The sequence below is a fragment of the Devosia neptuniae genome, assembly GCF_025452235.1.
Lineage (GTDB): Bacteria > Pseudomonadota > Alphaproteobacteria > Rhizobiales > Devosiaceae > Devosia.
Window position 1 is genome coordinate 706,372 of record NZ_CP104965.1, and the last position, 21,433, is coordinate 727,804.

Sequence of the window (21,433 nt, forward strand, 5' to 3'; positions counted from 1 at the left end):
CCCGATGTGATGGCAAAACGGTGGTGAGGAGACCCCAATGCGCATTCTCGATACCCATCTGCACCTGGTTTATCCCCGTCAGTTTTCCTATCCTTGGCTGGCCGGCCAGCCGGTGCTCAACCGGGAGTGGACCCTCGAGGATTACTTTGCCGAAGCCGTGCCGCTGGGCATCGAATCGGCGCTGCATATGGAGGTCGATGTCGCCGAACAGGACATGCTGGCCGAGACCGAATTCGTGCTCGCTTTGCCCCGCATTATCGGCGCCATCGCCGCCTGCCGCCCGGAAAACCCGGCCTTTGTCGACCAGATCGAGCGGCTGTCCGAACATCCCCATGTCAAGGGCGTCCGCCGGATCCTGCACGAGGCGCCCGATGATCTCAGCCAATCCGATCTGTTCGTCGAAAACATCCGCCACCTACCCGATTATGACCTGAGCTTTGACCTCTGCGTGCGGGCGGACCAATTGGGCATCGGCAAAATGCTGGTGGAGCGGGCGCCCGACGTCTCGTTCATCCTCGATCATTGCGGGGTGCCCGACGTCACCGGCGCCGGGCTCGATCCATGGCGCGCCGACATCAAGGCGATTGCCAAGCTGCCGAACCTCAATGCCAAAGTGTCTGGAATCATTGCCTATTCCGGCCCTGACTGGACGGTGCAAACGCTGCGCCCCTATGTCGAACACATCATCGAATGTTTCGGCTGGGACCGGGTGGTGTGGGGCTCCGACCATCCGGTGGTCACCAAGACCGGCTCGCTCACCCGCTGGGTCGAGGCCAGCCGCGAGATCGTCAGCGGCGCCACCGAGGACGAGCAGGCCCGCCTGTTCCACCGCAATGCCGAACGCATCTACAAAGCCTGAATTTTGCTGTGCCGCCTTGATGACGTCACCGGACCGTTGCAGTCTGGTTGGTAACAAGAACAGGGATCACACCCATGACATCCATCGCCGACCGCATCGCCGTTTCCACCTGGTCGCTACATCGCATTCTGGGCAGCATTTATCCCCACGACCTGACCACCAACGCCATCGGCCCCGAAGACCAGCGCTATGGCGACGGCGAAGAACCGCTCCTGGGCCTCCCATCGGTGCTGAGTAACCATGGTTATCACCGGCTGGAACTGGTGTCGTTCCACCTGCGCAGCCGCGATTCGGTCTATCTGGGAGAGCTGCGCGACCAGCTCAAAGTCTCCGGCGTGACGCTGCAGACGCTGCTGATCGATGCCGGCGATATCAGCCATCCCGAACATGGCGCGCGCGATACCAAGTGGATTGCCGGCTGGCTTGAAGTCGCCAACGAATTGGGCGCCGAGAACGCGCGGGTAATCGCCGGCAAGCAGAAGCCGACCCGCGATGCGCTGGACCGCTCGGTCAAGGCGCTGACCACTTTGGCCGACGGCAATGCCGGCTCCAAGGTGCGGCTGGTGACCGAGAACTGGTTCGACCTGCTGGCCGAGCCGGCGCATGTGCATTACCTGCTCGACAAGCTGGACGGGCGGGTCGGGCTCCTGGCCGATATGGGCAATTGGACCGGCCCGGAGAAATATGCCGATCTGCAATCGATTTTCGGCCGCGCCGAATTGTGCCACGCCAAGGCCAGCTTCATCGATGGCGATCTGGACGAGGCGGACTATGGTCTGTGCATCGCTGCCGCGGAAGAGGCCGGATACAAGGGACCCTATACGCTGATTTTCGACAGCGAAGTGCCGGGGGAATGGCACGGGTTGGCGGCGGAACGGGATTTTGTGACGACGCGGCTGGAGGCATAGCCCCACACTGGGATCGGAGTACCCCCTCCTAGCTCCCCCTGATAGCGGGTGTTTACTCGGGACTCGCCCCGCCCACGGTGTCACCCCGGCGCAGGCCGGGGCCCATCCTGAGATGCTGCGGCGACAAGGTGTGTGAGCGGGGCGCCGGGATGGTGCTTGTCAGGCGATCTGGCGGCGAGTTTGGACAGCTCAGGATGGGTCCCGGCCTGCGCCGGGATGACACCGCGTTCTTGAAGGCGTCCAAAGTAAACACTCCCCCTATCAGGGGGAGGTTAGGAGGGGGTATCCCCTATTCCAACGGCTTCAAATCCGCCAACAGCGTCGGGATTAGCTCCGTCACCGTGGGATGAATATGCACCGCATGCATCATCGTCTTGTAGCTGAGCCCCCCGCCATCAATTGCAGCAGCGAGTGCACGATCTCGTCTCCGCCGATGCCCAGGATCGAGGCCCCAAGCACCTGTTCGCTCTCCGCATCGACCAGCACTTTCATCAGGCCCTGGGTTTCCCCGCGCTCCTTGGCGCGGCTGACGCGTGACATGGGCATGGTGCCCATCAGCACTTTGCGGCCCAGCTTGCGGGCCTCGGCCTCGGTGATGCCGATCCGGCCCAGCGGCGGGTCGATGAACAGGCCATAGACCGGAATGCGATTGGCGATGGACCGGCTGCCGCCATCGATCACATTGTCCGCGACAATCTCGAAATCATTATAGGACGTATGGGTAAAGGCGCCGCGCCCATTGATGTCGCCCATGGCCCAGATGCCCTTGACCTTGGTGCGCAGGTGATCGTCGACCGGGATATAGCCGCGCTTATCGGTTTCAATGCCGGCGGCGGCAAGGTTGAGATCGGCCGAATTGGGAGTGCGGCCCAGAGCGATCAGCAAATGGCTGGCTTCGACCGAGGACAGCCGCCCACCGGTATCGAGCGAGAGCAGCACGCCATTGCCGGCCCGGGCCACCGCCTGCACATTGGTGTTGAACAGGAAGGTGACGCCATCGGCCTCGACGATTTCGCGGATCGAGGCCGAGATATCCTCATCCTCACGGGCGGCGGGGCGCGGGCCGCGCTCGATCACCGTGACCTTGGCGCCGAAGCGGGCATACATCTGGGCGAATTCGAGCCCGATATAGCTGGCGCCGGCGATGAACAGATGGCTCGGCAGCGTGTCGAGATCCATCATGGTCGTATTGGTAAGATAGGGGACTTTATCGAGGCCCGGCCAATCGGGAATGCTCGCCTTGGCGCCGGTATTGATGAAAATCTGCGGCGCGGTCAGCGTGTGGCCATTGACCGATATTTCAGTGGGCGAAACGAAACTGCCCGAACCCTTGATATAGTCGAGCATTTCGAGGCTCCCCAGCCAATCGGTCAGGCTTTTGACCGAGGCCCCCACCACCTTGTCCTTGCGCGCCTTGACCGCCTTCATGTCCACAGTGACCGGCCCTTTGACGACCACGCCGAAATCCTTGGCGTGGCGCGCGCTCCAGGCGGCGCGGGCACTGGCGACCAGGGTTTTGGTCGGCGTGCAGCCATCGTTGACGCAGGTGCCGCCCAGATGCTCGCGCTCGATCAGCGCGGTCTTGCGCCCCGTGCCGGCAAGCCTGGCGGCAAGGAAAGGGCCGGACTGACCGGCGCCGATAATGATGGCATCGAATTGTTCGGACATGGCCGCCGCACCCCCACAGTCGAGCCAAGCTTATGGCGGAGTTGGCAAAGACGCCAGTGGGTGAACGGGCCGGCAATCGTCGCTGGTGTGCGCTCAACGCTTGACGAACCGCCCCCAAACCGGCGAACACCGCCCCATGAGCTTGCTTTCCCTCAAAGACGTGACCAAGGCCTATGGCGGCGTTCCGGCCCTTAGGGGTGTGGACCTCGACATTGCGCCGGGCGAAATTCACGCGTTGATGGGCGAAAACGGCGCCGGCAAATCCACGCTGATCAAAATTCTGGCCGGTGTCGTTTCTCCCGACCGCGCCGCTATCAGCCTCGACGGCAAGCCAGTTCATATCGACAGCGCCCAGCAGGCCCATCGCCTGGGCCTGCGCTTCATCCACCAGGAATTCAACGTCGTCCCCGCCCTGTCGGTGGCCGAAAACATCTTCATGGGCCGCGCCTATCCGCGCCGCGCCGGCGTGTTCGTCGATTGGAAAAAGCTCAACACCGCTGCACAGGCAACCCTGCTCAAGCTGGGCATCACCCATATCGATCCCCGTCAGAAGCTCGGCACGTTGACCCTGGGCGATCAGATGCTGGTGCGCATTTCCAGCGCCTTTGTCGGCGAAGCCGGCGCTCCCGCCCGCCTTTATGTGCTGGACGAACCCACCGCTGCCCTCACGTCAGAGGAATCCGAACGCCTCTTCACCGTGCTCCGCGAACTCCGTTTGCAGGGCGCTTCGGTGCTTTACGTCTCCCATCGCCTCGACGAGATTATGACCATTTGCGACAAGGCCACCGTCATCCGCGACGGCCGCAGCGTCGATACCGGCAAAATCGCTGACATCACCCATGACGACCTGGTCGCCCTGATGATCGGCCGCCGCGTCGAGGAAGCCTATCCGCGCCAGCTCACCCCGCCGCAAGACCACATCATCTTCACCGCCACCAACCTCACCATTCGCGGTCGCCCCCCCATCTCCCTCGCGGTCCATGCCGGGGAAATCCTGGGTCTGGCCGGTATCGCCAATGCCGGTCAGCGCGAAGTGCTGCGCGCCCTGTTCGGCGACCTCGCCCCCGCGAGTGGCACCATGGGCCTGGCCGGTCACGCCTATCGCCCGCGCAGCCCCGCCGATGCCTGGCGCGCCGGCATTGCCTATATCCCGCGCGAGCGGCGCTCGGAGGGGCTGATCCTCTCCCGCCCGATTTTCGAAAACACCACCCTGCCCCACCTCAAGGCGCAAAGCCGCTGGGGCACCTTCCTCATGCCCCGCCGCGAACGCCGCCTCACCGAGGAACGCGGCCAGCTCGTCCGCCTCAAATCCGCCGGGCCGAACCAGCGCGCCCGTGAACTCAGCGGCGGCAATCAGCAGAAGGTGGTTTTCGCCAAGGCCCTGGTCGGCGATCCGCGCCTGCTGCTGCTCGACGAGCCCACCCGCGGCGTCGATGTCGGCGCCAAATTCGATATCTATAGTGTGATCCGCGAAATGGCCGCCCGCGGCATGGCGGTCATCCTGGTCTCGTCCGACCTGCCCGAATTGCTCGGCATGGCCGACCGCATCGCCGTGATGCGCGATGGGGCCATTACCGATATCGTCGCGGCATCAGCACTGAGCGAAGAAATGCTCATCAACCTCACCTATGGTCGCGCTCAAGGGTAACAGTGTGTTAACATTACTTCGCCGTTACGGCACGCTTATCGGCTGCGCAGCGATCCTGATTTTCTTCTGGGTCAGCCTGCCCGATACCTTCATGACCGCGCGCAACTGGCTCAATATCAGCCAGCAATTGTCCATGCTGATCGTGGTCGCCGCCGGCATGACCATCGTCATGGTGATGGGCGATTTCGACCTCAGCGTCGGCTCGATGGCCAGCCTTGCCGGCATTGTCGTCGCGGTGCTTTTCACCTTCGACATTCCGGTCTGGGCCGCGGTTTCCCTCGCTTTATTGGTGGGCCTGGCGGGTGGCGCCATCAATGGCGCACTGATCAGTTTCATCGGCATCCTGCCCTTTGTCGCCACCCTTGCCACCCTCACCATGTTCTCCGGCGCCGCCTTCGTCGTCAGCGGCGGCAAGACCATTTCGGGCCGCGCCATCCCCGAGGATTTTTCCCAATTTTCCCGTGGGGGCATAGGTTTAGGCGAATGGGGCGGCGTCGCCGTCAGCATCCCCAATCTCACCATCCTGGCCCTCGCCGTGGTCGTTGTGGTCTGGGTCCTGCTCGAGCAAACCACCTTTGGCCGCCGCCTCTATGCCATTGGCGGCAATAGCGAAGCCGCCCATTTGAGCGGCGTTGCCGTGCGCAAACTCAAGCTCATCGCCTTCGCCCTCACCGGCAGCACGGCGGCGCTCGCCGGCATCATGTATGCCAGCCGCGTCGCCTCGGCCAATCCCACCCAGGGCTCCAGCCTCATGCTCAACGCCATTGCCGGCGTGTTCCTCGGCTCGACCCTCAGCGAACACGGCGAGCCGCGCATTCTCGCGACAATTGTCGGCGTCCTCATCCTGGGCGTGCTCGACAATGGCCTGACCCAAATGAGCGTCGACAGCTATGTCAGGCAAATCCTGGTTGGCGGCATCATCATCCTCGCCGTCTCGGCCAGCTCCCTCACCAAGCGCCTGCGCAGCCGATGAGCCTTTTCCCCAACGAAGCGGCCCTCCGCCTGCTCGAAACCCGCCGCTCGGTGCCCACCAGCCAATTGGCCGAACCCGCGCCGAGTGATGCGGAACTCGCCCGCATCCTCACCATCGCTACACGCGTCCCCGATCACGGCGCGCTCAGCCCCTGGCGCTTCATCGTCTTTTCCGGCGACGCCCGCCACCAGGTCGGCCAGCGCCTCTCCGCTGTCTATCGCCTTGAAAAACAAGACATGTCGCCCGAGCGCCTCGAGAAATTCGCTGACATCATGACCCGCGTTTTCACCTATGCGCCGCTGGTCATCCTCATCGTCTCCAGCCCCGCGCCCGACGCCAAGATCGCCTTGCTCGAACAGGAACTCTCTGCCGGCGCCGTGGCCATGAACCTGCTCAACGCCAGTCATGCCAGCGGCTATGGCGCGATCCTTCTCACCGGCTGGGCCGCCGAAAGCCGCAGTGCCGCTGCTATCTATGGCCTAGCCCCCCACGAGCACATTGCCGGCATCGTCCATATCGGCACTGCCACAGATATCCCCGCCGACCGAGCCCGACCTAAACTGGCGGACCTGGTCACCCATTGGACCGCCCCGGAATGACACCGCGCGGCGGTTCAGATAAAGCAAATCCATCCGCGACCAACGCGAAAGTGCCTGCCATGACCTCCGCCGCCGTCACTGTCGAAGATGTGCGCGCCACCTATGGCACCAAAGCCGCGCTTGATGGCGTCAGCCTCACCATTCCGCGGGGCTCCAGCTTCGCCCTGCTCGGCCCCAATGGCGCAGGCAAAACCACGCTGGTCAACATCCTGTGCACCCTGCGCCGCCCCGATGGCGGCCGCGCCGTGGTCGCGGGGGCCGATGTCGTGCGCCAGCCGACCAAGGCCCGCCGCTCCATTGGCGTCGTGTTCCAGGATTCAAGCCTCGATGACCGCCTCAGCGCCTGGGAAAATCTCGAATTCCATGGCCTGGTCTATGGCCTTGCGCCAAAAGTCCGCCGGGAGCGCAGCGCCGCCGTACTGGCTTTGGTGGAACTCGAAGACTGGCGCGACGAGATCGTGCGCAGCTTTTCCGGCGGCATGCGCCGGCGCCTCGAAATCGCCCGCGCTTTGCTGCACGAGCCCGAAATCCTCTTTCTCGACGAGCCTACGGTGGGCCTCGACGCGCAGACGCGCCAGCGCATCTGGCAATATCTGGACCAGCTCCGCCGCGAGCGCGAACTGACGGTGCTCACCACCACCCATTACATCGAAGAAGTCGAAAGCGCCGACATGGTCTGCATCATCGACCACGGCAAGATCATTGCCCAGGCGCCGCCCGACGACCTCAAGGCACAGTATGGCACGCGCTGGCTGCATATCCTGCCCCGCGACGCCGCCGCCACGGCAGCAATCCTCGCGCGCTATCCAAATGCCCAGCCACTGGGCAGCCATAGCCTGGCCCTCCCCGCCGACGAGAATGCCGTCACCGACGCTTTTCTTGCCGAATTCCGCGACAGCCTGTCCGAAGTCCGCTTTCAGGAACCGACGCTTGAAAGCGTCTTCCTCTCCCTCACCGGCCGCGAATTGCGCGACCGGGCCGATGGCCAGCGCGATGCCGAAAAGGCCGCCGGCAAGCGCGGAGGCCGCCGATGAGCAGTCCCATCATTCTCATGCGCGGCGTCTATGGCGTCTGGCTGCGCGAAATCATGCGCGCCACCCGCGACCGCGGCCAGATGATCGGCGGCGTCAGCCGGCCATTGATCTGGCTGCTGATTCTGGGCGTCGGCCTCAATCCCTATTTTCGTGGCGAGGTCTATGGGGAGGTGCGCTACGTCATCCCCTATACCTATCTGCAGTTCCTCTTCCCCGCCGTCATCGTGCTCAACATCATGTATACCTCGATCCAGTTTGCCGTTTCGGTGATCTGGGATCGTGAATTCGGGTTCCTGCGCGAAGTGTTGGTCTCCCCCATGCCCCGCGCGCTGATCCTTCTCGGCAAGGTGCTGGGCGGCAGCACCGTCGCCATGATCCATGGTGGGCTCGTGCTGATCCTGGCCCGCTTTGCCGATGTCACGCTGAGCCTGGAACAAATGGCCATGGCGCTTGGCCTCATGTTCGTTCTGGCCTTTGGCCTCACCTGTTTCGGCGTGGTGCTCGCCGCCCGGGTGCGCAGCTTTGAAGGCTTTGGCGTTTTCTCCAACACCATCATTCTGCCGCTGTATTTCACCTCATCCTCGGTGTTCCCGCTCGATCCAGCGCTGACCCGCACCCAGACCGCCACCGCCTACCCCGAATGGCTGGTGTTCCTGGTGCAGATCAATCCGATCACCTATGCGGTCGATGCCCTGCGTGGCGTTGTCATCGGCTTCAACCAGTTCCCCGCCATCTATGGCCCCGCTGTCATCTGCACCATGGCCGTGGTGTTCTTCATCATGGCGCTGATCGATTTCGGCCGCTCATGACCGCCAAGCGCCCGCATCGCTGGCTGCAGGCCGGGCTCAATATCGCCTTCATCGCGGCTCTGCTCACCGCCATCAGCTTCCTGCCGCCCGACACTTCGCTGGCCGACAGGCAAAAAGCGGGTGTGCTCAAGGTTTGCGTGCCGGCAAGCTATCCCCCGCTGATCACCGGCAATCCGGCCGAGCCCGGTTACGATGCTGAACTGGTGGCGGCCATTGCTGGGGAGTTGGGCCTTAGGTTGACGCTCAACACGCTGCCAGCCATCGGGCAGGATTTCAATCCGCGCAACTGGTTCCTCACCCGGGCGCAATGCGATCTTGTCGCGGGTGGGGTGGCCGATACAGCGCAGACGCGCGGGTTCCTGCAGACCATTCCCACCGATGCCGAAACCGGCTGGGTCGGCATCTCGGCCAATGGCGCCATGCCTGCCTCGGGCAGCGCTGTCGGCGTATTGCCCGGCACGTCCGGCCTCGATCGCCTCGCGCTATCGACCTGGCTACGGCAGCAAGGCCTGCGCGCCCAATTGCTGCGCAGCCCGGCCCAACTCCAGTCCTCGCTCGAAAGCGGCGCCATCGACGCCGCCATCACGGAGCGATTCGTTGCGGGAACGATCGATTTGAAAGAAAATACGTTCGGATTGTTCTGGTTACCCGAAAGCATCTTTCCACATTATCGAATGGCGCTTGGCCTGTGGAAGGGTGATCAGACGCTCAAGCGGGCGGTCGCCAACGCGTTGGACAACCTAGCGAAAACCGGTGCTTTGACCGCCCTGGAAGAGCGTTACGGACTGGGCGGGACGATAGCTTCCGCCGCGGAATAATGTTCACGCATAGCACTTTAAGCGCCTAAATATGGCCACGAAACCGCCCTGCAGTGGACGGATTTGACCAAAGTGTCATTGTGCTTTCGTGCCGCATGTGTAACGGTGGCGCATCACAATGAACCCCAGCGTTAACCGACTGAAGGCTAACGCCTTTTCGCATTGTGCTTTACAACTCATTGGGAGGGTACCGTGCCTTTCAGATCCAAGCGGATCACCGCCCCCGTCGCCTTGTTTGCACTTGCCGCCAGCGTGTTGAGCGCTGGTTCGGCCATGGCTGCCGGCTTCACCGCCGAACAAGCCACCGCCGGTAAGACTGCATTCGATTCCAACTGCGCCCAATGCCACGGCTTCCAGCTCGAAGGGCCCGATGCTCCGGGCCTTGCCGGGCGTGACGTGATGCAGAATTGGGATACTGCCGGCGGGCTTTACGACTTCATTTCGGTCGCCATGCCCCCATCCGCGCCGGGCCTGCTCGGCGAAGAGACTTATGTCAACATCGTCGCCTATATCATGCAGTTCAACGGCGCCGCGCCGGGTGATACCCCGCTCGCAACCGGTGACGCGATGTACGAAGTTTCGCTCGCGACCGAAACGGCCGCCGGCGCTGCCAGCATGGCCGCTGCCGCAGCCGACGCCGGTGGGGCCGCTGCGCCCGCGGACGCCGCTGCTGCTCCTGCCGTGCCGCAGGCCTTTACCTGGGGCAAGCAGCTCCCCGGCGGCCTCGCGCCCGCCGACATGGCTCCCACGGCCGACGCCGCTGCGCCGACTGTCCCGCAAGCTTACACCTGGGGCAAGACGCTGCCCACGGCCGGCAATTAACAACAGTCAACTAAGGCGTGCGTGAAGCGCGCTGACATATGGAGGTATCGATGAAAATCGATCTGATGAAGTCTCTGCTGGTGGCAACGACCGCGTTTATCGCGCTGTCCGCCCCTGCGCATGCGCAGGGCGTCAAGGCGGATTATGTTCCAGTCACCGACGAGATGCTGGCCAATCCGCCGGCCGAAGACTGGCTGATGTTCCGCGGCGCCTATAACAACCAGGGCTATAGCCCGCTCGACCTGATCAACAAGGACACGGTCGGCAAGCTGCAGCTCGCCTGGGCCTGGCCGATGGCCGAAGCCGGCATTCAGGAAACCGCTCCGCTGGTGCATGACGGCGTCATGTTCCTGCAGACCAACAACAATATCGTCGAGGCGCTCGACGCCAAGACGGGCGACTTGATCTGGCAATATCGCCATGTTCTGCCCCAGCTCCCCACCTCGTGGAGCTACCAGATCAACCAGGCCCGCCGCCAGAAGAACTCGATCGCGCTGTACCAGGACAAGGTGATCCTGACCACGGCTGACGCCAAGATCGTTGTGCTCAATGCCGCCGACGGCAAGGTTGCCTGGGAAAAGCAGGTCATCGACTACAATCTGGGCTATAGCTACACCGTTGGCCCGCTGATTGCCGATGGCAAGATCATCACCGCCATTTCCGGCTGCTCGATCGCCGGCACCGCTGGCGGCTGCTACATCTTTGCCCATGACGTGAATACCGGCGACGAGCTGTGGCGCTTCAACACGATCGACGATCCCAACAACCAGGCCCAGCAGGACAGCTGGGGCGGCGTTCCCGCTGAAAACCGTTGGGGCGGCACGCCTTGGACCACCGGCGCTTATGATCCGGAAACCAAGACCACGTTCTGGGGCATCGGCATGCCCGGCCCGTATTCCGAACTCATCCGTGGTTCGGGCGACGGCTCGGTGCTCTATACCAATTCGACCCTGGCGCTCGACGTCGAGACGGGCAAGCTGAAGTGGTACTACCAGCACCTGCCGCGCGATAACTGGGATCTGGACAGCCCGTTCGAGCGTATCCTGGTCGACCAGGAAGTCGACGGCCAGACGCACAAGCTGCTGATCACCGCAGCCGGCAAGAACGGCATCGCTTTCGGCCTCGATCGCGACACCGGCAAGTATCTGTGGTCCAAGGACACGGTCGTCCAGAACGTAGTCACCGGCATCGACCCGAACGGCACCGTTCACATCAACGAAGACCTGATCTCCAAGGCTGTGGGCGAAGAACACCTGGTTTGCGCCTCGGTTTCGGGTGGCAAGCTCTGGCAGGCCGGCGCCTATAGCCCGCTGACCCAGGCTTACTTCGTACCCCTGACCGAAGCCTGCAACACCGTTGCTCCGACCCAGACTGAATTCACGGCCGGTAACGCCGTAGGCGCCGTCAAGTTCGGTCCGCGCGTGCTGCCCGAAGGCATCACCGATGCCGGCTTGCTGCAGGCTCTCAGCATCAATCCCACCCAGGGCGATTCCAAGTGGCAGGCGCGTGAGCGTCCATCCATGACCAGCTCGGTTCTGGCCACGGCTGGCGGCCTGGTGTTCGGCGGCGACGCTGCCCGCGAAGTCAAGGCATGGGACCAGGAAACTGGTGACGTGGTCTGGTCGCAGCGCCTCAATGCGCCGATCGGTGGCTATCCGATGACCTACGAAATCGACGGCGAGCAGTATCTGGCGGTTCCCACCGGCTATTCCAACTCGGCCAGCTCGATTTCCTCGGCCTTCCCGGAAATCCCGCTGCCCACCGGTTCGGGCAACTCGGTCTTCGTGTTCAAGCTGCCAAAGGCCGCAAGCTAAAAATCAAGCAAAGAAAGGGGCTTCGGCCCCTTTCGTCTTTCTAGGCGCTGCAGCGCCATTCGTGACGGGACGCCGGCCTTCCTTGGACCGCCAGGCGACCAAGGAGAATTCGATGCTTCGTTATCTCACCCTGGGTCTGGCCCTGCTCATGGCCGGTGGCGTCTATGCGCAGTCTTCCGGCATTCCGCCCGAAGAGATGGACAATTCGCGGCGGCTGGCCGGCGACGCCATCAATGTGTGCTTCGATATCACGAGCCTGGGCCGCGCCTTTGACGAAGACGTCGCCAAGGCGATTGGCGATGCGCTGTTCCTCGAGGTCAATGTCGTGGAAGGTTTTGGCGGCTTCCCGCTCAATGGCGATGGCTTTCTCGATGAACTGACGCTGGCCATGAACAATACCTGCGACATGTTCATGGGCGTTTCGGTTTCGACCAATTCTCCGGTGTCGGACGCCTTCGCGCTGACCCGGCCCTATGCCACCATTCCCTTCGTCTTCGTCGTCGCTGACCCCGATTGGCAGAAGCTGGGCGACATTCCCAAGGATCGCAAGCTGGGCACCGCCATGGCGAGCCTGGGCGAGATGAACTACATCACCTGGGCGCAGCAACAGCCTGAGGCCGAGCGCTGGGTGCGCTATCCCTATGCCAATTTCGACCTGATGACGACGCGCGTGCTCGACGGCACCATTGCCGGCATGGTGCTGTGGCAGCCCGCACTGGCGCGGCTGTTGCAACAGCGCCCTGACGCCGCCGCCCTGCGTGTCATCGCCAATGACCCCATTCCCGCTGCCGAAGTGCGTGTCGGGGCGCTGGTGTCGAGCCGCAACAGCTTCCTGCGCAGCCAGGTCGATCAGGCCATCGATGCGCTGGTCGCCGATGGGACTATTGCCGGGTTCCTGGAAAAATACGGCTATACCGGGCATGCCGGCGAATAGGCCTGCAGCGGAGACCTATTCGGCGAGTGGTGCAATCGGCGTGGTCCGCGGCATGCGGTTCCAGGCATCGAGCGCGGCAATCTTATAGGCCTCAGCCAGAGTGGGATAATTGAAGGTATTCTCGACAAAATAATCGAGCGTGCCGCCCAGGTTGAGCACGGCCTGGCCGATATGGATCAGCTCGGTCGCGCCCTCACCCACAATATGGACGCCGAGCAATTTGCGGGTGTCGAGCGCGAAGATCATTTTCATCATGCCCGACTGCAGACCCATAATGTGGCCGCGCGAGGTTTCGCGGAAGCGGGCGACGCCACATTCGTACGGCGTGCCGGCGGCGCGGACCTGCTGTTCGGTGAGCCCGATGGTGGAAATTTCGGGCACGGCATAAATGCCATAGGGGAAAAACTGCGGCGCGGGCGGCATGGCGGCACCGAAGGCGTGCAGCGCCGCGATCCGGCCCTGCTCCATGGAAGTGGACGCAAGCGAGGGAAAGCCGATGACATCGCCAGCGGCATAGATATTGGGAATCTGCGTCTGGAAGGTCGCCGGATCGACCTTGAGGCGGCCGCGGTCATCAGGAACGACGCCACAGGCGTCCAGCCCCAGATTGGCCGTGGCGCCGACCCGGCCGGCGGCATAGAGCAGCATGTCGGAGCGGACGCGGCGGCCGTCGGTGAGGATGGCAATGGCCCAGCCCTGTTCATCCAGCTCGACGCGATCGACCTTGGCGCCCAGGCGAATGGTCATGCCGCGCTTGCGCAAATCGTGGGTGAATTCCTCGATGATCTCGCGGTCGATGAAATCGAGATAGTTTTCCTTGGGCTCGATCAGCGTGACGGGCACGTCCAGCGCCGAGAAAATGGTGGCATATTCCATGCCGATGACGCCGGCGCCCACCACGGTAAGGCTGCGCGGCACGCGCGGCTCGGTGACCAGGCTATCGCTATCGAGCACCGAATGATCGTTGAAGGGGATATTGGCCGGCCGGTAGGGTGCTGTGCCCACCGCGATGACAGCGAAATCAAAGCTGAAGGCGTGATCCTCCCCGGCGTGGTCGATGACCGTGATGTGGTTGGCATCGGTGAACCTGGCCATGCCGCCGAAAGTGCGCACGCCATTGCGGGCGAATTGATGCTCGAGCACTTCGATTTCGTAGTCGAGCGTCATGCGCAGGCGGGCGCCGAGGTCCTTGCCCTCGATATCCTTCTTGACGCGATAGGCGAGGCCATAAAAGCCGCGCTCGCGCCAACCGGACAGATTGAGCACGGTTTCGCGCAGGGTCTTGGAGGGGATGGTGCCGGTATGGACGGACACGCCGCCCAGGCGGAGGCGGTTTTCCACCACCAGCACGGATTTGCCCAGCTTGGCCGCCTGAATGGCGGCGCGGCGCCCGGCCGGTCCGCTGCCGATGACGACGAGATTATAGTGCTCCAAGCCCCTGCCCCGATTTGGTGTGTTGGTCTGCCCTAGCGGAGGAGTGTGACACTGCGATTGCGGCAGTGGCAATGGCGGGGTGGGCAGAGCAGGGATGCTTGGATTACTTCCAACCCGGCGGCGGGCCCAGATCGGGCAATTCATAGAAGGCGCGCACCACGTCCCAGCCCTGCTGGGCGGTGTCGACCACAGTGAACAAGTCCGGATCGGTGGGGGCGATGGTGCCGGCTTCGGCCAGCGCCTCAAAATTGATCACCTTGCCCCAGAATTCGGCGCCGAACAGCAGCAGCGGAATGCGCTCCATGCGGCCGGTCTGGATCAGCGTGAGGGTTTCAAAGAACTCATCGAGCGTGCCAAAGCCGCCGGGGAAAATAGCCACGACCTTGGCGCGCAACAGGAAGTGGATTTTGCGGGTGGCGAAATAGTGGAAATTGAAGCTGAGCTCCGGCGTGACGAAAAGATTGGGCGCCTGCTCGTGCGGCAGCACGATATTGAGCCCGATCGATTGCGCGCCCAGGTCCGCCGCGCCGCGATTGCCCGCCTCCATGACGCCGGGACCGCCGCCGGTGACCACGACGAATTCCTTGTCATCCAGGCTATTGGAGGTCATGGCCGCCAATTGGGCGAAGCGGCGGGCTTCGTCATAATAGCGGGAGGCGAGTTCGAGATTTTTCTTCTGCGTCTCGTTCTTGGCGGCCCAGGCCGGCTTGCCGGGCTCGGGAATGCGGGCGCCGCCGAACAGCACAACTGTCGAATTGATGCCGTGTTCGCGCAGGCGGTGTTCGGTTTTTTGATATTCGAGCTGGAAACGGATGCCGCGGGTATCCTCGGAGGTGAGGAAATCATCATCGGCAAAGGCGAGGCGGAAGGCCGGGGACTGGGTCTGCGGCGTCTGCGGGGCCCGCTTGGAGGCGGCAACGTCCTGCTCGGATGTGCGCAAGGGGGTGGGGCGGCGTTTGGCCATAGGAGCTCCGGCAGGTGCAGTCCGATTCGATGGGACCCGGATTACCCCGCCCGGCCATGGCGGTAAAGCGCAAGCTGGCGGCGCACGGACTTGTCATCGGCCCGTAACATTGCCGGACCATGACTGCCGTCCAGCGGCGCGATGGCGCCATGGAGATTGCTATGAAGACGCTGAGCGCATTGCTGTGTACCGTTTCGCTGCTAACAATAATGCCCGCAATGGCGGCCGACTGGAGTATTGCCGAGGTTACCCCGGTATTGCAGACGCCCGTGCTGACCGAAGCGGATGCCGACGCCGATGCGGATGATCCGGCCATCTATGTGCATCCCACCGATCCGGCGCGAAGCCTGGTGGTCACGGCGGTCAAGAATGGCGGCATAAGGGTTTATGAGCTCGATGGCACGCTCAAGCAGACGTTGCTGCCGGCCGAGGATGGGCGGATCAACAATGTTGACGTGGTCTATGGCTTTGCGCTGGCCGATGGCAGCAAGGCCGATATCATTGTGGGGGCCGATCGCGGGCTCGATATCATTCGCGTCTATCGCATCGATGCAGACGCGACCGAGCCGCTGAGCGAGATTACCGATCCGGCAGCGGCGCGGGCTTTCCCGACGCGTTACCTGCCGGACGCGACAGAAACCGAAGACAATCCGGTGGATGACCAGAACACCGTCTATGGCCTGGCGGCGTGGCATGACACGGCCAGTGGCACAGTGTGGGTCGTGGGTACGCAGCGGCATCAGCCCACGGTTGGCGTGTTCAAGCTGGTGGCGACCGCCGATGGCGTGCATGCCGAACTGGATCATGATTTCCGCGCCCCGGCGACGCAGAACGGGCAGGACCTGTTCAGCGAGAATGACGACGATGTCTTGCTCGATTTCAGCCCGCAATTCGAAGGCAGTGTGATCGACCGGACGACAGGCGTGATCTATGCGGGTCAGGAAGATGTGGGCATCTGGCAGGTGCCGGTCAGCGGGGGCGAACCCAAACTGGTCTATGCCACGCGCGGCTCAACCAAGAGCCCGTTCAACAATCCCGATAGCGTCATTTCGCGCGATGTCGAAGGGCTGACGATCTATTACGGCGCCGACGGCGTCAAATATCTGCTGGCCTCGAGCCAGGGCGGCGCGCATGGCGAAGGCGGGGTGGCCGACGCACCCTATGACGACAGCTTTGCGGCCTTTGCCATCGGCGACACGCTCGAACTGCTCGGCTCGTTCCGGGTCGCGGCGGCGGGCGCAATGGATGCGGTGCAGGAAAGCGACGGCGCCGACGTGACCTCGGTGAGCCTGCCGGGGTTCGAGAATGGGCTGTTCGTCACCCAGGACGGCTATGCCGGCGACCTCAATGGGCTGGATGGCGAAGTTGCCTCGAGCAATTTCAAATTTGTCGACTGGGCTGAGATCGCCAACAGCTTTACCCCGCCGCTGGTGGTGACCCCGGCGGCGTTCGATCCGCGGAAGTAGGCACCGCCGGGCGCGACATGCTCGCCCGGCCACAATTGCGCGCGCTTTGATGGGTCATAAGCCTGCTGTGGGAGCAGGGGCGGAGAGCTTGGGCCAGTTTACGAGTTTGGAAGCGCGCATCGACGCGGCGGCGCATGCGGTGCTGGCGCGGCTGCCGCGTGGGCGGCTGACCGATGGGGCGGTGGAATTTCTGGTCTTCGGACTGAAACAGGCTTGGGCGTGTCTGTTTGGCGGGCTGATGCTGGGGATGATCCTCGTCACTCGGCTGTGGTGGCCAGAGGTCGGGCTGGCGCGTTACGACTTCTGGTTTTTGGCGGCGCTGCTGATCCAGCTTGGCATGCTGGTGTTTCGGCTCGAAACACCGAGCGAAGCCAAGGTGATCCTGATTTTCCACGTGGTGGGAACTGGCATGGAGCTGTTCAAGACGGCGGCCGGATCGTGGATTTATCCCGAGGAGGCGCTGTTCCGGATCGGTGGCGTGCCGCTGTTTTCGGGCTTCATGTATGCCTGTGTCGGCTCCTACATGGCGCGCATCCAGCGGATTTTCGACATCCGGTTTTCGCACTATCCGCCAGTCTGGGCGACCGTGCTGCTGGGGATGGCCATTTATATCAATTTCTTTTCACACCACTTCATTGTCGATTTGCGTTGGGTGCTGTTCGCGGCCGTGGCCCTGCTCTATTTCCGCAGTTCCATGCATTACCGGGTCTTCCGCTTCCGCCACCGCATGCCCATGCTGCTGGCGTTCCTGCTGGTCGCGCTATTCATCTGGATCGGGGAAAATATCGGCACCTGGTCGCGCGCCTGGATCTATCCCGACCAGGCGGATGGCTGGTCGCTGGTCAGCTGGAGCAAGCTGGGCTCGTGGTATCTTCTAATGCTGATCTCTGTGGTGCTGGTGACGTTGGTGCATCCACCCAAAGCCTATCAACAGAACAGCTGAGGCCTTGCCAAGGGCACATTTTATTCGCATATAGCGGGCGGGAGGTTGGCGCGGACGTGTTCCTCGCCAACCGGGTCAGGTCCGGAAGGAAGCAGCCCCAACGAGACCTTCACGGGTCGTTGCCAGCCTCCTACTGTGTTTTCCTGTGGCGTTCGGTTCGGTAAAGCCGGTATGCACTTTTGCTGGAAACGCTGCCATGCCTATGATGGCCAAATGGCTTCAGGCAGATTCCACTCAACCGATGCGGAAGGGCACGATGGCTGACGCTGCGACATCGCCCTATCTCGTCCTCGCCCGCAAATATCGCCCGCGTGACTTCACCACCCTGGTCGGCCAGGACGCCATGGTGCAGACGCTGGGCAATGCCTTTGCACAAAACCGCATTCACCACGCCTTTATCCTGACCGGCGTTCGCGGCGTGGGCAAAACCACGACGGCGCGCATTCTGGCGCGGGCGTTCAATTATGAAGATGCCAGCGGGCCCCACCCTACGCTTGATCTGAGCGTGGAGGGAGAGCATTGCCGCGCCATTATCGAGGGACGGCATGTCGACGTCATCGAGATGGACGCCGCGAGCAATACCGGCATCAACGACATCCGCGAAATCATCGACTCGGTGAAATACGCCCCGGCCTCGGCACCCTATAAGGTCTATGTGATCGACGAGGTGCACATGCTCTCCACAGCCGCCTTTAACGGGCTGCTGAAGACGCTGGAAGAGCCGCCGCCCTATGTGAAATTCATTTTCGCCACCACCGAAATCCGCAAGGTGCCGGTGACGATTTTGAGCCGCTGCCAGCGGTTTGATCTCAGGCGCATCACGCCCGAAATCATGTCAAGCTATCTCGAATCGATCCTGGCGCAGGAAGGCATCGGGTTTGAGCCCGAGGCTTTGGCGATGATCGTGCGGGCCGGCGAAGGCTCGGCGCGCGATAATCTAAGCCTGCTCGATCAGGCCATCGCCCATGGCAATGGCACCGTGACGGCAGCAACCGTCAAGGCCATGCTGGGGCTGGGTGACCGAGCGCGGATCATTGATCTGTTCGAAGAGGTTTTGGGTGGGCGCATTGGCGAGGCCATCGAGACCATGCGAGCGCTCTATGACATGGGCGCCGATCCGCAGACGCTGATTGCCGATCTGGCTGATTTCACCCATTTGGTGACCCGCATCAAAGTGGTGCCGGCGGCGGCCGAGGATATGTCGCTGACGCCCGACGAGCGGGTGCGCGGGGCCGAATTTGCCGGCAAGCTCTCGATGCGGGCGCTGACGCGTGCCTGGCAGATCTTGTTCAAGGGGCATGATGAGGTGGCGCGGGCCAATAATGGCTTGCAGGCCGCCGAAATGGCGCTGATCCGGTTGGCCTATGCTGCCGACCTGCCCAGCCCCGATGAATTGATCGCCAAGCTGGCCAACCAGCCGGCGCCGGCCCCTGCCCTGCCGCAGGGCAATGGCATGATGCCACGTGGGCCATCGGGCGGCTCCAATGCCCTGCGGGTGGAAGCGCCGCAGATTGTGCGGACGGAAGCGGTGGCGCCGCAGCCGGGGCAGCCGCAGGCTTCGTTGCAGCCGCAAGTGGCACCCAGGCCCATCGCCGCGCCGGCTCTGGCCAGCGTGGGCAGCTACAAGGATTTGATCGCGCTGGCGGGCGCCAAGCGCGACATTATCGTGCGCATGGCGCTGGAAGGCTCGATGCGGCCGGTTTCGTTCGAGCAGGGGCGGATCGAGGTGGCGTTGGCCGATGGCGCCGACCCCGGCATTATCGCCACGCTTTCGGCGCGGCTGCAGGCCTGGACCGGCGAGCGCTGGCTGATCACCGTTTCGAGCAAGCCGCCGGAGGGGCTGACCCTCAAGCAGGAACAGGCCAAAAAGGTCGAGGCCGCGCATGCCGCGGCCCATGAAGACCCACTGGTCAAAGCCATTCTCGAGACATTTCCTGGGGCCAAGGTGGTCAATGTGACCGTGCGCGAAGAGGCCGCCGCAGCGGCGCCTGACGTGCCACCGCCCCCACCAGAAGAGGACGACGAATGAAAGACATTATGGGCATGATGAAGGCCGCCAGCGAGATGAAAGGCAAGATGGAGGCCATGCAGGCCGACCTCGCCAATCTCGTGGTGGAAGGCCGCTCGGGCGGCGGGCTGGTGGTGGTTTCGCTGTCGGGCAAGGGCGACCTGCGCGGCGTCAAAATCGATCCGAGCCTCTTCAAGGAAGATGATGTCGAGGTGCTTGAGGATTTGATCGTGGCCGCGCATGCCGACGCCAAGACCAAGAGCGAAGCCGAGATGCAGCAGCGCATGGCGGAAGTGACATCGGGGCTGCCGATCCCGCCGGGCATGAAGTTTCCGTTTTAGAATTTTGGGCTTTTGTCTGCGCGTTCTTCGTTCTCCCCTTGAGGGGAGGCCTAGTGGTTGGACGGCATAGCGCCACGACCTCGTGGTTCGACGGGCTCACCATGAGGTCTACGCGCGGAGCCGTATTCACAGTAGACCTCATCCTGAGCTTGTCGAAGGATGAGGTCGTGGCAAGGAATGAGTGGAATGGCTTCCGGCGGACCCGAGATTGAACAATTGATCCAGCTGCTGGCGCGGTTGCCCGGGTTGGGGCCGCGCTCGGCGCGGCGGGCTGTGTTGCAGCTGATCAAGAAAAAAGAACAGCTGATGATCCCGCTCTCGGCGGCGCTGGACCGCGCGGTAATTGCCGTGCGCAGCTGCGAAGTGTGCGGCAATGTCGATACGGTCAGCCCCTGCTCGATCTGTGCCGATCCGCGTCGCAATGAGAGCGGCATGTTGATCGTGGTCGAGGATGTGGCTGACCTGTGGGCGCTGGAACGAGCCGGCGTTGGGGCGGTCAAGTATCACGTACTTGGCGGCGTATTGTCGCCACTTGACGGCGTGGGGCCGGAAGACCTGACGATTGAGGCGCTGCTGGCGCGGGCAGCGGAATTCCGCGAGATCGTGCTGGCGGTCAATGCGACTGTCGAGGGGCAGACCACGGCGCATTACATCACCGATAGGCTGGCCGGAGCTGGTGCCAAAGTCACGCGCCTCGCTCACGGCGTACCGGTGGGCGGAGAGCTGGATTATCTCGATGAAGGCACGCTAAGCCAGGCGCTCAAGGCGCGAACCGAGATTTAGGTGCCCCTCCCCCGAAGGGAGGGGTCTGAGAAGTCCGTGGCCGGACGCGAACGGTGCCTCTGGCCCGCTGTGCGCCGTCCTAGTGCAGGTCCTTTTCCGGGTGGAATTCGTCGCTGCCATCCCAAGGGGTTTCCTCGATGGGGCCAAGGTCATCCTCTTCGAAGAATTCTTCTTCCGGATCGCCTTCAATGGCCTGGCGGCCTTCCTCGTCGTCTGGGGAAAGCATGTCAAGGCGGCCGTCGGGATCGCGGTCGAGCGGGGCATCGAGATCGGCAAAGTCATTGGTGTCGTCGGCATTGGCGATCGTGGCGCTCAATTCATCGATGGCGCGATCGAGCTCGTCCAGCATGGCCGCCGGGTCCTGATCGCCCCAGTCGCCGCTTTCGCGAATGCTCGTTTCCTCGCGCAATTCGCGTAAGCGCGCCAGCCGCTCCATGGCCGGACGGTCATCGCCATAGAGCAGATCTTCGATTTCGCTCTGGCTGTAAGGCTGGGCGATGCCGGGCTGATCGGCATTATCGAAATTGGTCTGTTGCGGCACCATGGTGCCGTGATGGTCGTGATGCTGAGCCATTATCGTCTCCCATGTTGAACAGCTTGCGTGGCTG

Annotated in this window: 19 protein-coding genes, 1 other RNA gene and 1 pseudogene; 17 read left to right on the forward strand and 4 right to left on the reverse strand. The window is 62.9% G+C overall.

Translation table 11 applies throughout. From position 1 onward, the window contains the following. The first annotated feature begins 37 nt into the window (after nucleotides 1-37). Both N8A98_RS05925 and N8A98_RS05930 read left to right on the forward strand, forming a co-directional pair. Nucleotides 38-859: an amidohydrolase family protein gene (locus N8A98_RS05925; RefSeq protein WP_262169916.1), complete on the forward strand. Its 822-nt coding sequence runs from the start codon at nucleotides 38-40 to the stop codon at nucleotides 857-859. Nucleotides 860-933: 74 nt separating this feature from the next. Further along, nucleotides 934-1,767 carry a sugar phosphate isomerase/epimerase family protein gene (locus N8A98_RS05930; RefSeq protein ID WP_262169919.1) on the forward strand — a complete coding sequence of 278 codons (834 nt, stop codon included), beginning with the start codon at nucleotides 934-936 and terminating at the stop codon, nucleotides 1,765-1,767. 289 nt (nucleotides 1,768-2,056) lie between these two features. Here the strand turns inward: N8A98_RS05930 and N8A98_RS05935 are convergent. Then, nucleotides 2,057-3,435, reverse strand: a pseudogene (locus tag N8A98_RS05935) (FAD-containing oxidoreductase). 136 nt (nucleotides 3,436-3,571) lie between these two features. Between N8A98_RS05935 and N8A98_RS05940 the strand changes: the two are divergent. The 9 genes from N8A98_RS05940 (at nucleotide 3,572) to N8A98_RS05980 (ending at nucleotide 12,886) form a co-directional block, all read left to right on the forward strand. Beyond that, nucleotides 3,572-5,083: a sugar ABC transporter ATP-binding protein gene (locus N8A98_RS05940; protein WP_262169921.1), complete on the forward strand. Its 1,512-nt coding sequence runs from the start codon at nucleotides 3,572-3,574 to the stop codon at nucleotides 5,081-5,083. A 4-nt stretch (nucleotides 5,084-5,087) separates the two neighbouring features. Beyond that, the gene (locus N8A98_RS05945) at nucleotides 5,088-6,056 is read left to right on the forward strand and encodes an ABC transporter permease (RefSeq protein WP_262169922.1); all 969 of its coding nucleotides are present in this window, start codon (nucleotides 5,088-5,090) and stop codon (nucleotides 6,054-6,056) included. Next, nucleotides 6,053-6,655 carry a nitroreductase family protein gene (locus N8A98_RS05950; RefSeq protein WP_262169923.1) on the forward strand — a complete coding sequence of 201 codons (603 nt, stop codon included), beginning with the start codon at nucleotides 6,053-6,055 and terminating at the stop codon, nucleotides 6,653-6,655. The genes N8A98_RS05945 and N8A98_RS05950 overlap by 4 nt, the downstream gene beginning before the upstream one ends. A gap of 59 nt (nucleotides 6,656-6,714) precedes the next feature. Then, nucleotides 6,715-7,689 (forward strand): ABC transporter ATP-binding protein, encoded by a 975-nt coding sequence (locus N8A98_RS05955; RefSeq protein ID WP_262169924.1) that lies wholly within the window; start codon nucleotides 6,715-6,717, stop codon nucleotides 7,687-7,689. Continuing rightward, nucleotides 7,686-8,498: an ABC transporter permease gene (locus tag N8A98_RS05960; RefSeq protein WP_262169926.1), complete on the forward strand. Its 813-nt coding sequence runs from the start codon at nucleotides 7,686-7,688 to the stop codon at nucleotides 8,496-8,498. Before N8A98_RS05955 ends, N8A98_RS05960 begins: the two co-directional genes overlap by 4 nt. Then, nucleotides 8,495-9,316, forward strand: coding sequence for a substrate-binding periplasmic protein (locus N8A98_RS05965; RefSeq protein WP_262169928.1), 822 nt, complete (start codon nucleotides 8,495-8,497; stop codon nucleotides 9,314-9,316). Before N8A98_RS05960 ends, N8A98_RS05965 begins: the two co-directional genes overlap by 4 nt. A gap of 192 nt (nucleotides 9,317-9,508) precedes the next feature. After that, nucleotides 9,509-10,138: a c-type cytochrome gene (locus N8A98_RS05970; RefSeq protein WP_162740336.1), complete on the forward strand. Its 630-nt coding sequence runs from the start codon at nucleotides 9,509-9,511 to the stop codon at nucleotides 10,136-10,138. A gap of 50 nt (nucleotides 10,139-10,188) precedes the next feature. After that, nucleotides 10,189-11,952, forward strand: coding sequence for a pyrroloquinoline quinone-dependent dehydrogenase (locus tag N8A98_RS05975; RefSeq protein WP_262169930.1), 1,764 nt, complete (start codon nucleotides 10,189-10,191; stop codon nucleotides 11,950-11,952). Nucleotides 11,953-12,064: 112 nt separating this feature from the next. Then, nucleotides 12,065-12,886 carry a substrate-binding periplasmic protein gene (locus N8A98_RS05980; protein WP_262169932.1) on the forward strand — a complete coding sequence of 274 codons (822 nt, stop codon included), beginning with the start codon at nucleotides 12,065-12,067 and terminating at the stop codon, nucleotides 12,884-12,886. A gap of 15 nt (nucleotides 12,887-12,901) precedes the next feature. Here the strand turns inward: N8A98_RS05980 and sthA are convergent, their stop codons facing one another. Further along, nucleotides 12,902-14,320 (reverse strand): Si-specific NAD(P)(+) transhydrogenase, encoded by a 1,419-nt coding sequence (gene sthA / locus N8A98_RS05985; RefSeq protein ID WP_262169933.1) that lies wholly within the window; start codon nucleotides 14,318-14,320, stop codon nucleotides 12,902-12,904. A gap of 103 nt (nucleotides 14,321-14,423) precedes the next feature. After that, nucleotides 14,424-15,284, reverse strand: a complete 861-nt coding sequence (locus N8A98_RS05990) for an LOG family protein (RefSeq protein ID WP_262169934.1) — start codon at nucleotides 15,282-15,284, stop codon at nucleotides 14,424-14,426. Nucleotides 15,285-15,445: 161 nt separating this feature from the next. On the opposite strand from N8A98_RS05990, the gene N8A98_RS05995 reads away from it, so the two are divergent. The 6 genes from N8A98_RS05995 to recR all read left to right on the forward strand — a co-directional run bounded on the left by N8A98_RS05995 (nucleotide 15,446) and on the right by recR (nucleotide 20,825). Beyond that, nucleotides 15,446-16,750 (forward strand): phytase, encoded by a 1,305-nt coding sequence (locus N8A98_RS05995; RefSeq protein WP_262169935.1) that lies wholly within the window; start codon nucleotides 15,446-15,448, stop codon nucleotides 16,748-16,750. 88 nt (nucleotides 16,751-16,838) lie between these two features. Further along, entirely contained in the window at nucleotides 16,839-17,693 is an 855-nt protein-coding gene (locus tag N8A98_RS06000) for a DUF817 domain-containing protein (protein WP_262169937.1), read from the forward strand. A 39-nt stretch (nucleotides 17,694-17,732) separates the two neighbouring features. After that, nucleotides 17,733-17,828: signal recognition particle sRNA small type (gene ffs, locus N8A98_RS06005), an RNA gene on the forward strand. A 121-nt stretch (nucleotides 17,829-17,949) separates the two neighbouring features. Beyond that, the gene (locus tag N8A98_RS06010) at nucleotides 17,950-19,722 is read left to right on the forward strand and encodes a DNA polymerase III subunit gamma/tau (protein WP_262169938.1); all 1,773 of its coding nucleotides are present in this window, start codon (nucleotides 17,950-17,952) and stop codon (nucleotides 19,720-19,722) included. Next, the gene (locus N8A98_RS06015) at nucleotides 19,719-20,042 is read left to right on the forward strand and encodes a YbaB/EbfC family nucleoid-associated protein (RefSeq protein ID WP_262169939.1); all 324 of its coding nucleotides are present in this window, start codon (nucleotides 19,719-19,721) and stop codon (nucleotides 20,040-20,042) included. The genes N8A98_RS06010 and N8A98_RS06015 overlap by 4 nt, the downstream gene beginning before the upstream one ends. A 186-nt stretch (nucleotides 20,043-20,228) precedes the next feature. Continuing rightward, nucleotides 20,229-20,825: a recombination mediator RecR gene (recR, locus tag N8A98_RS06020; RefSeq protein WP_262169940.1), complete on the forward strand. Its 597-nt coding sequence runs from the start codon at nucleotides 20,229-20,231 to the stop codon at nucleotides 20,823-20,825. A 79-nt stretch (nucleotides 20,826-20,904) separates the two neighbouring features. Here recR and N8A98_RS06025 read toward each other — a convergent pair whose 3' ends face one another. Then, complete coding sequence (locus N8A98_RS06025) at nucleotides 20,905-21,399, reverse strand: hypothetical protein (protein ID WP_262169941.1); 495 nt, start codon at nucleotides 21,397-21,399, stop codon at nucleotides 20,905-20,907. Between the last annotated feature and the right edge of the window lie 34 nt (nucleotides 21,400-21,433).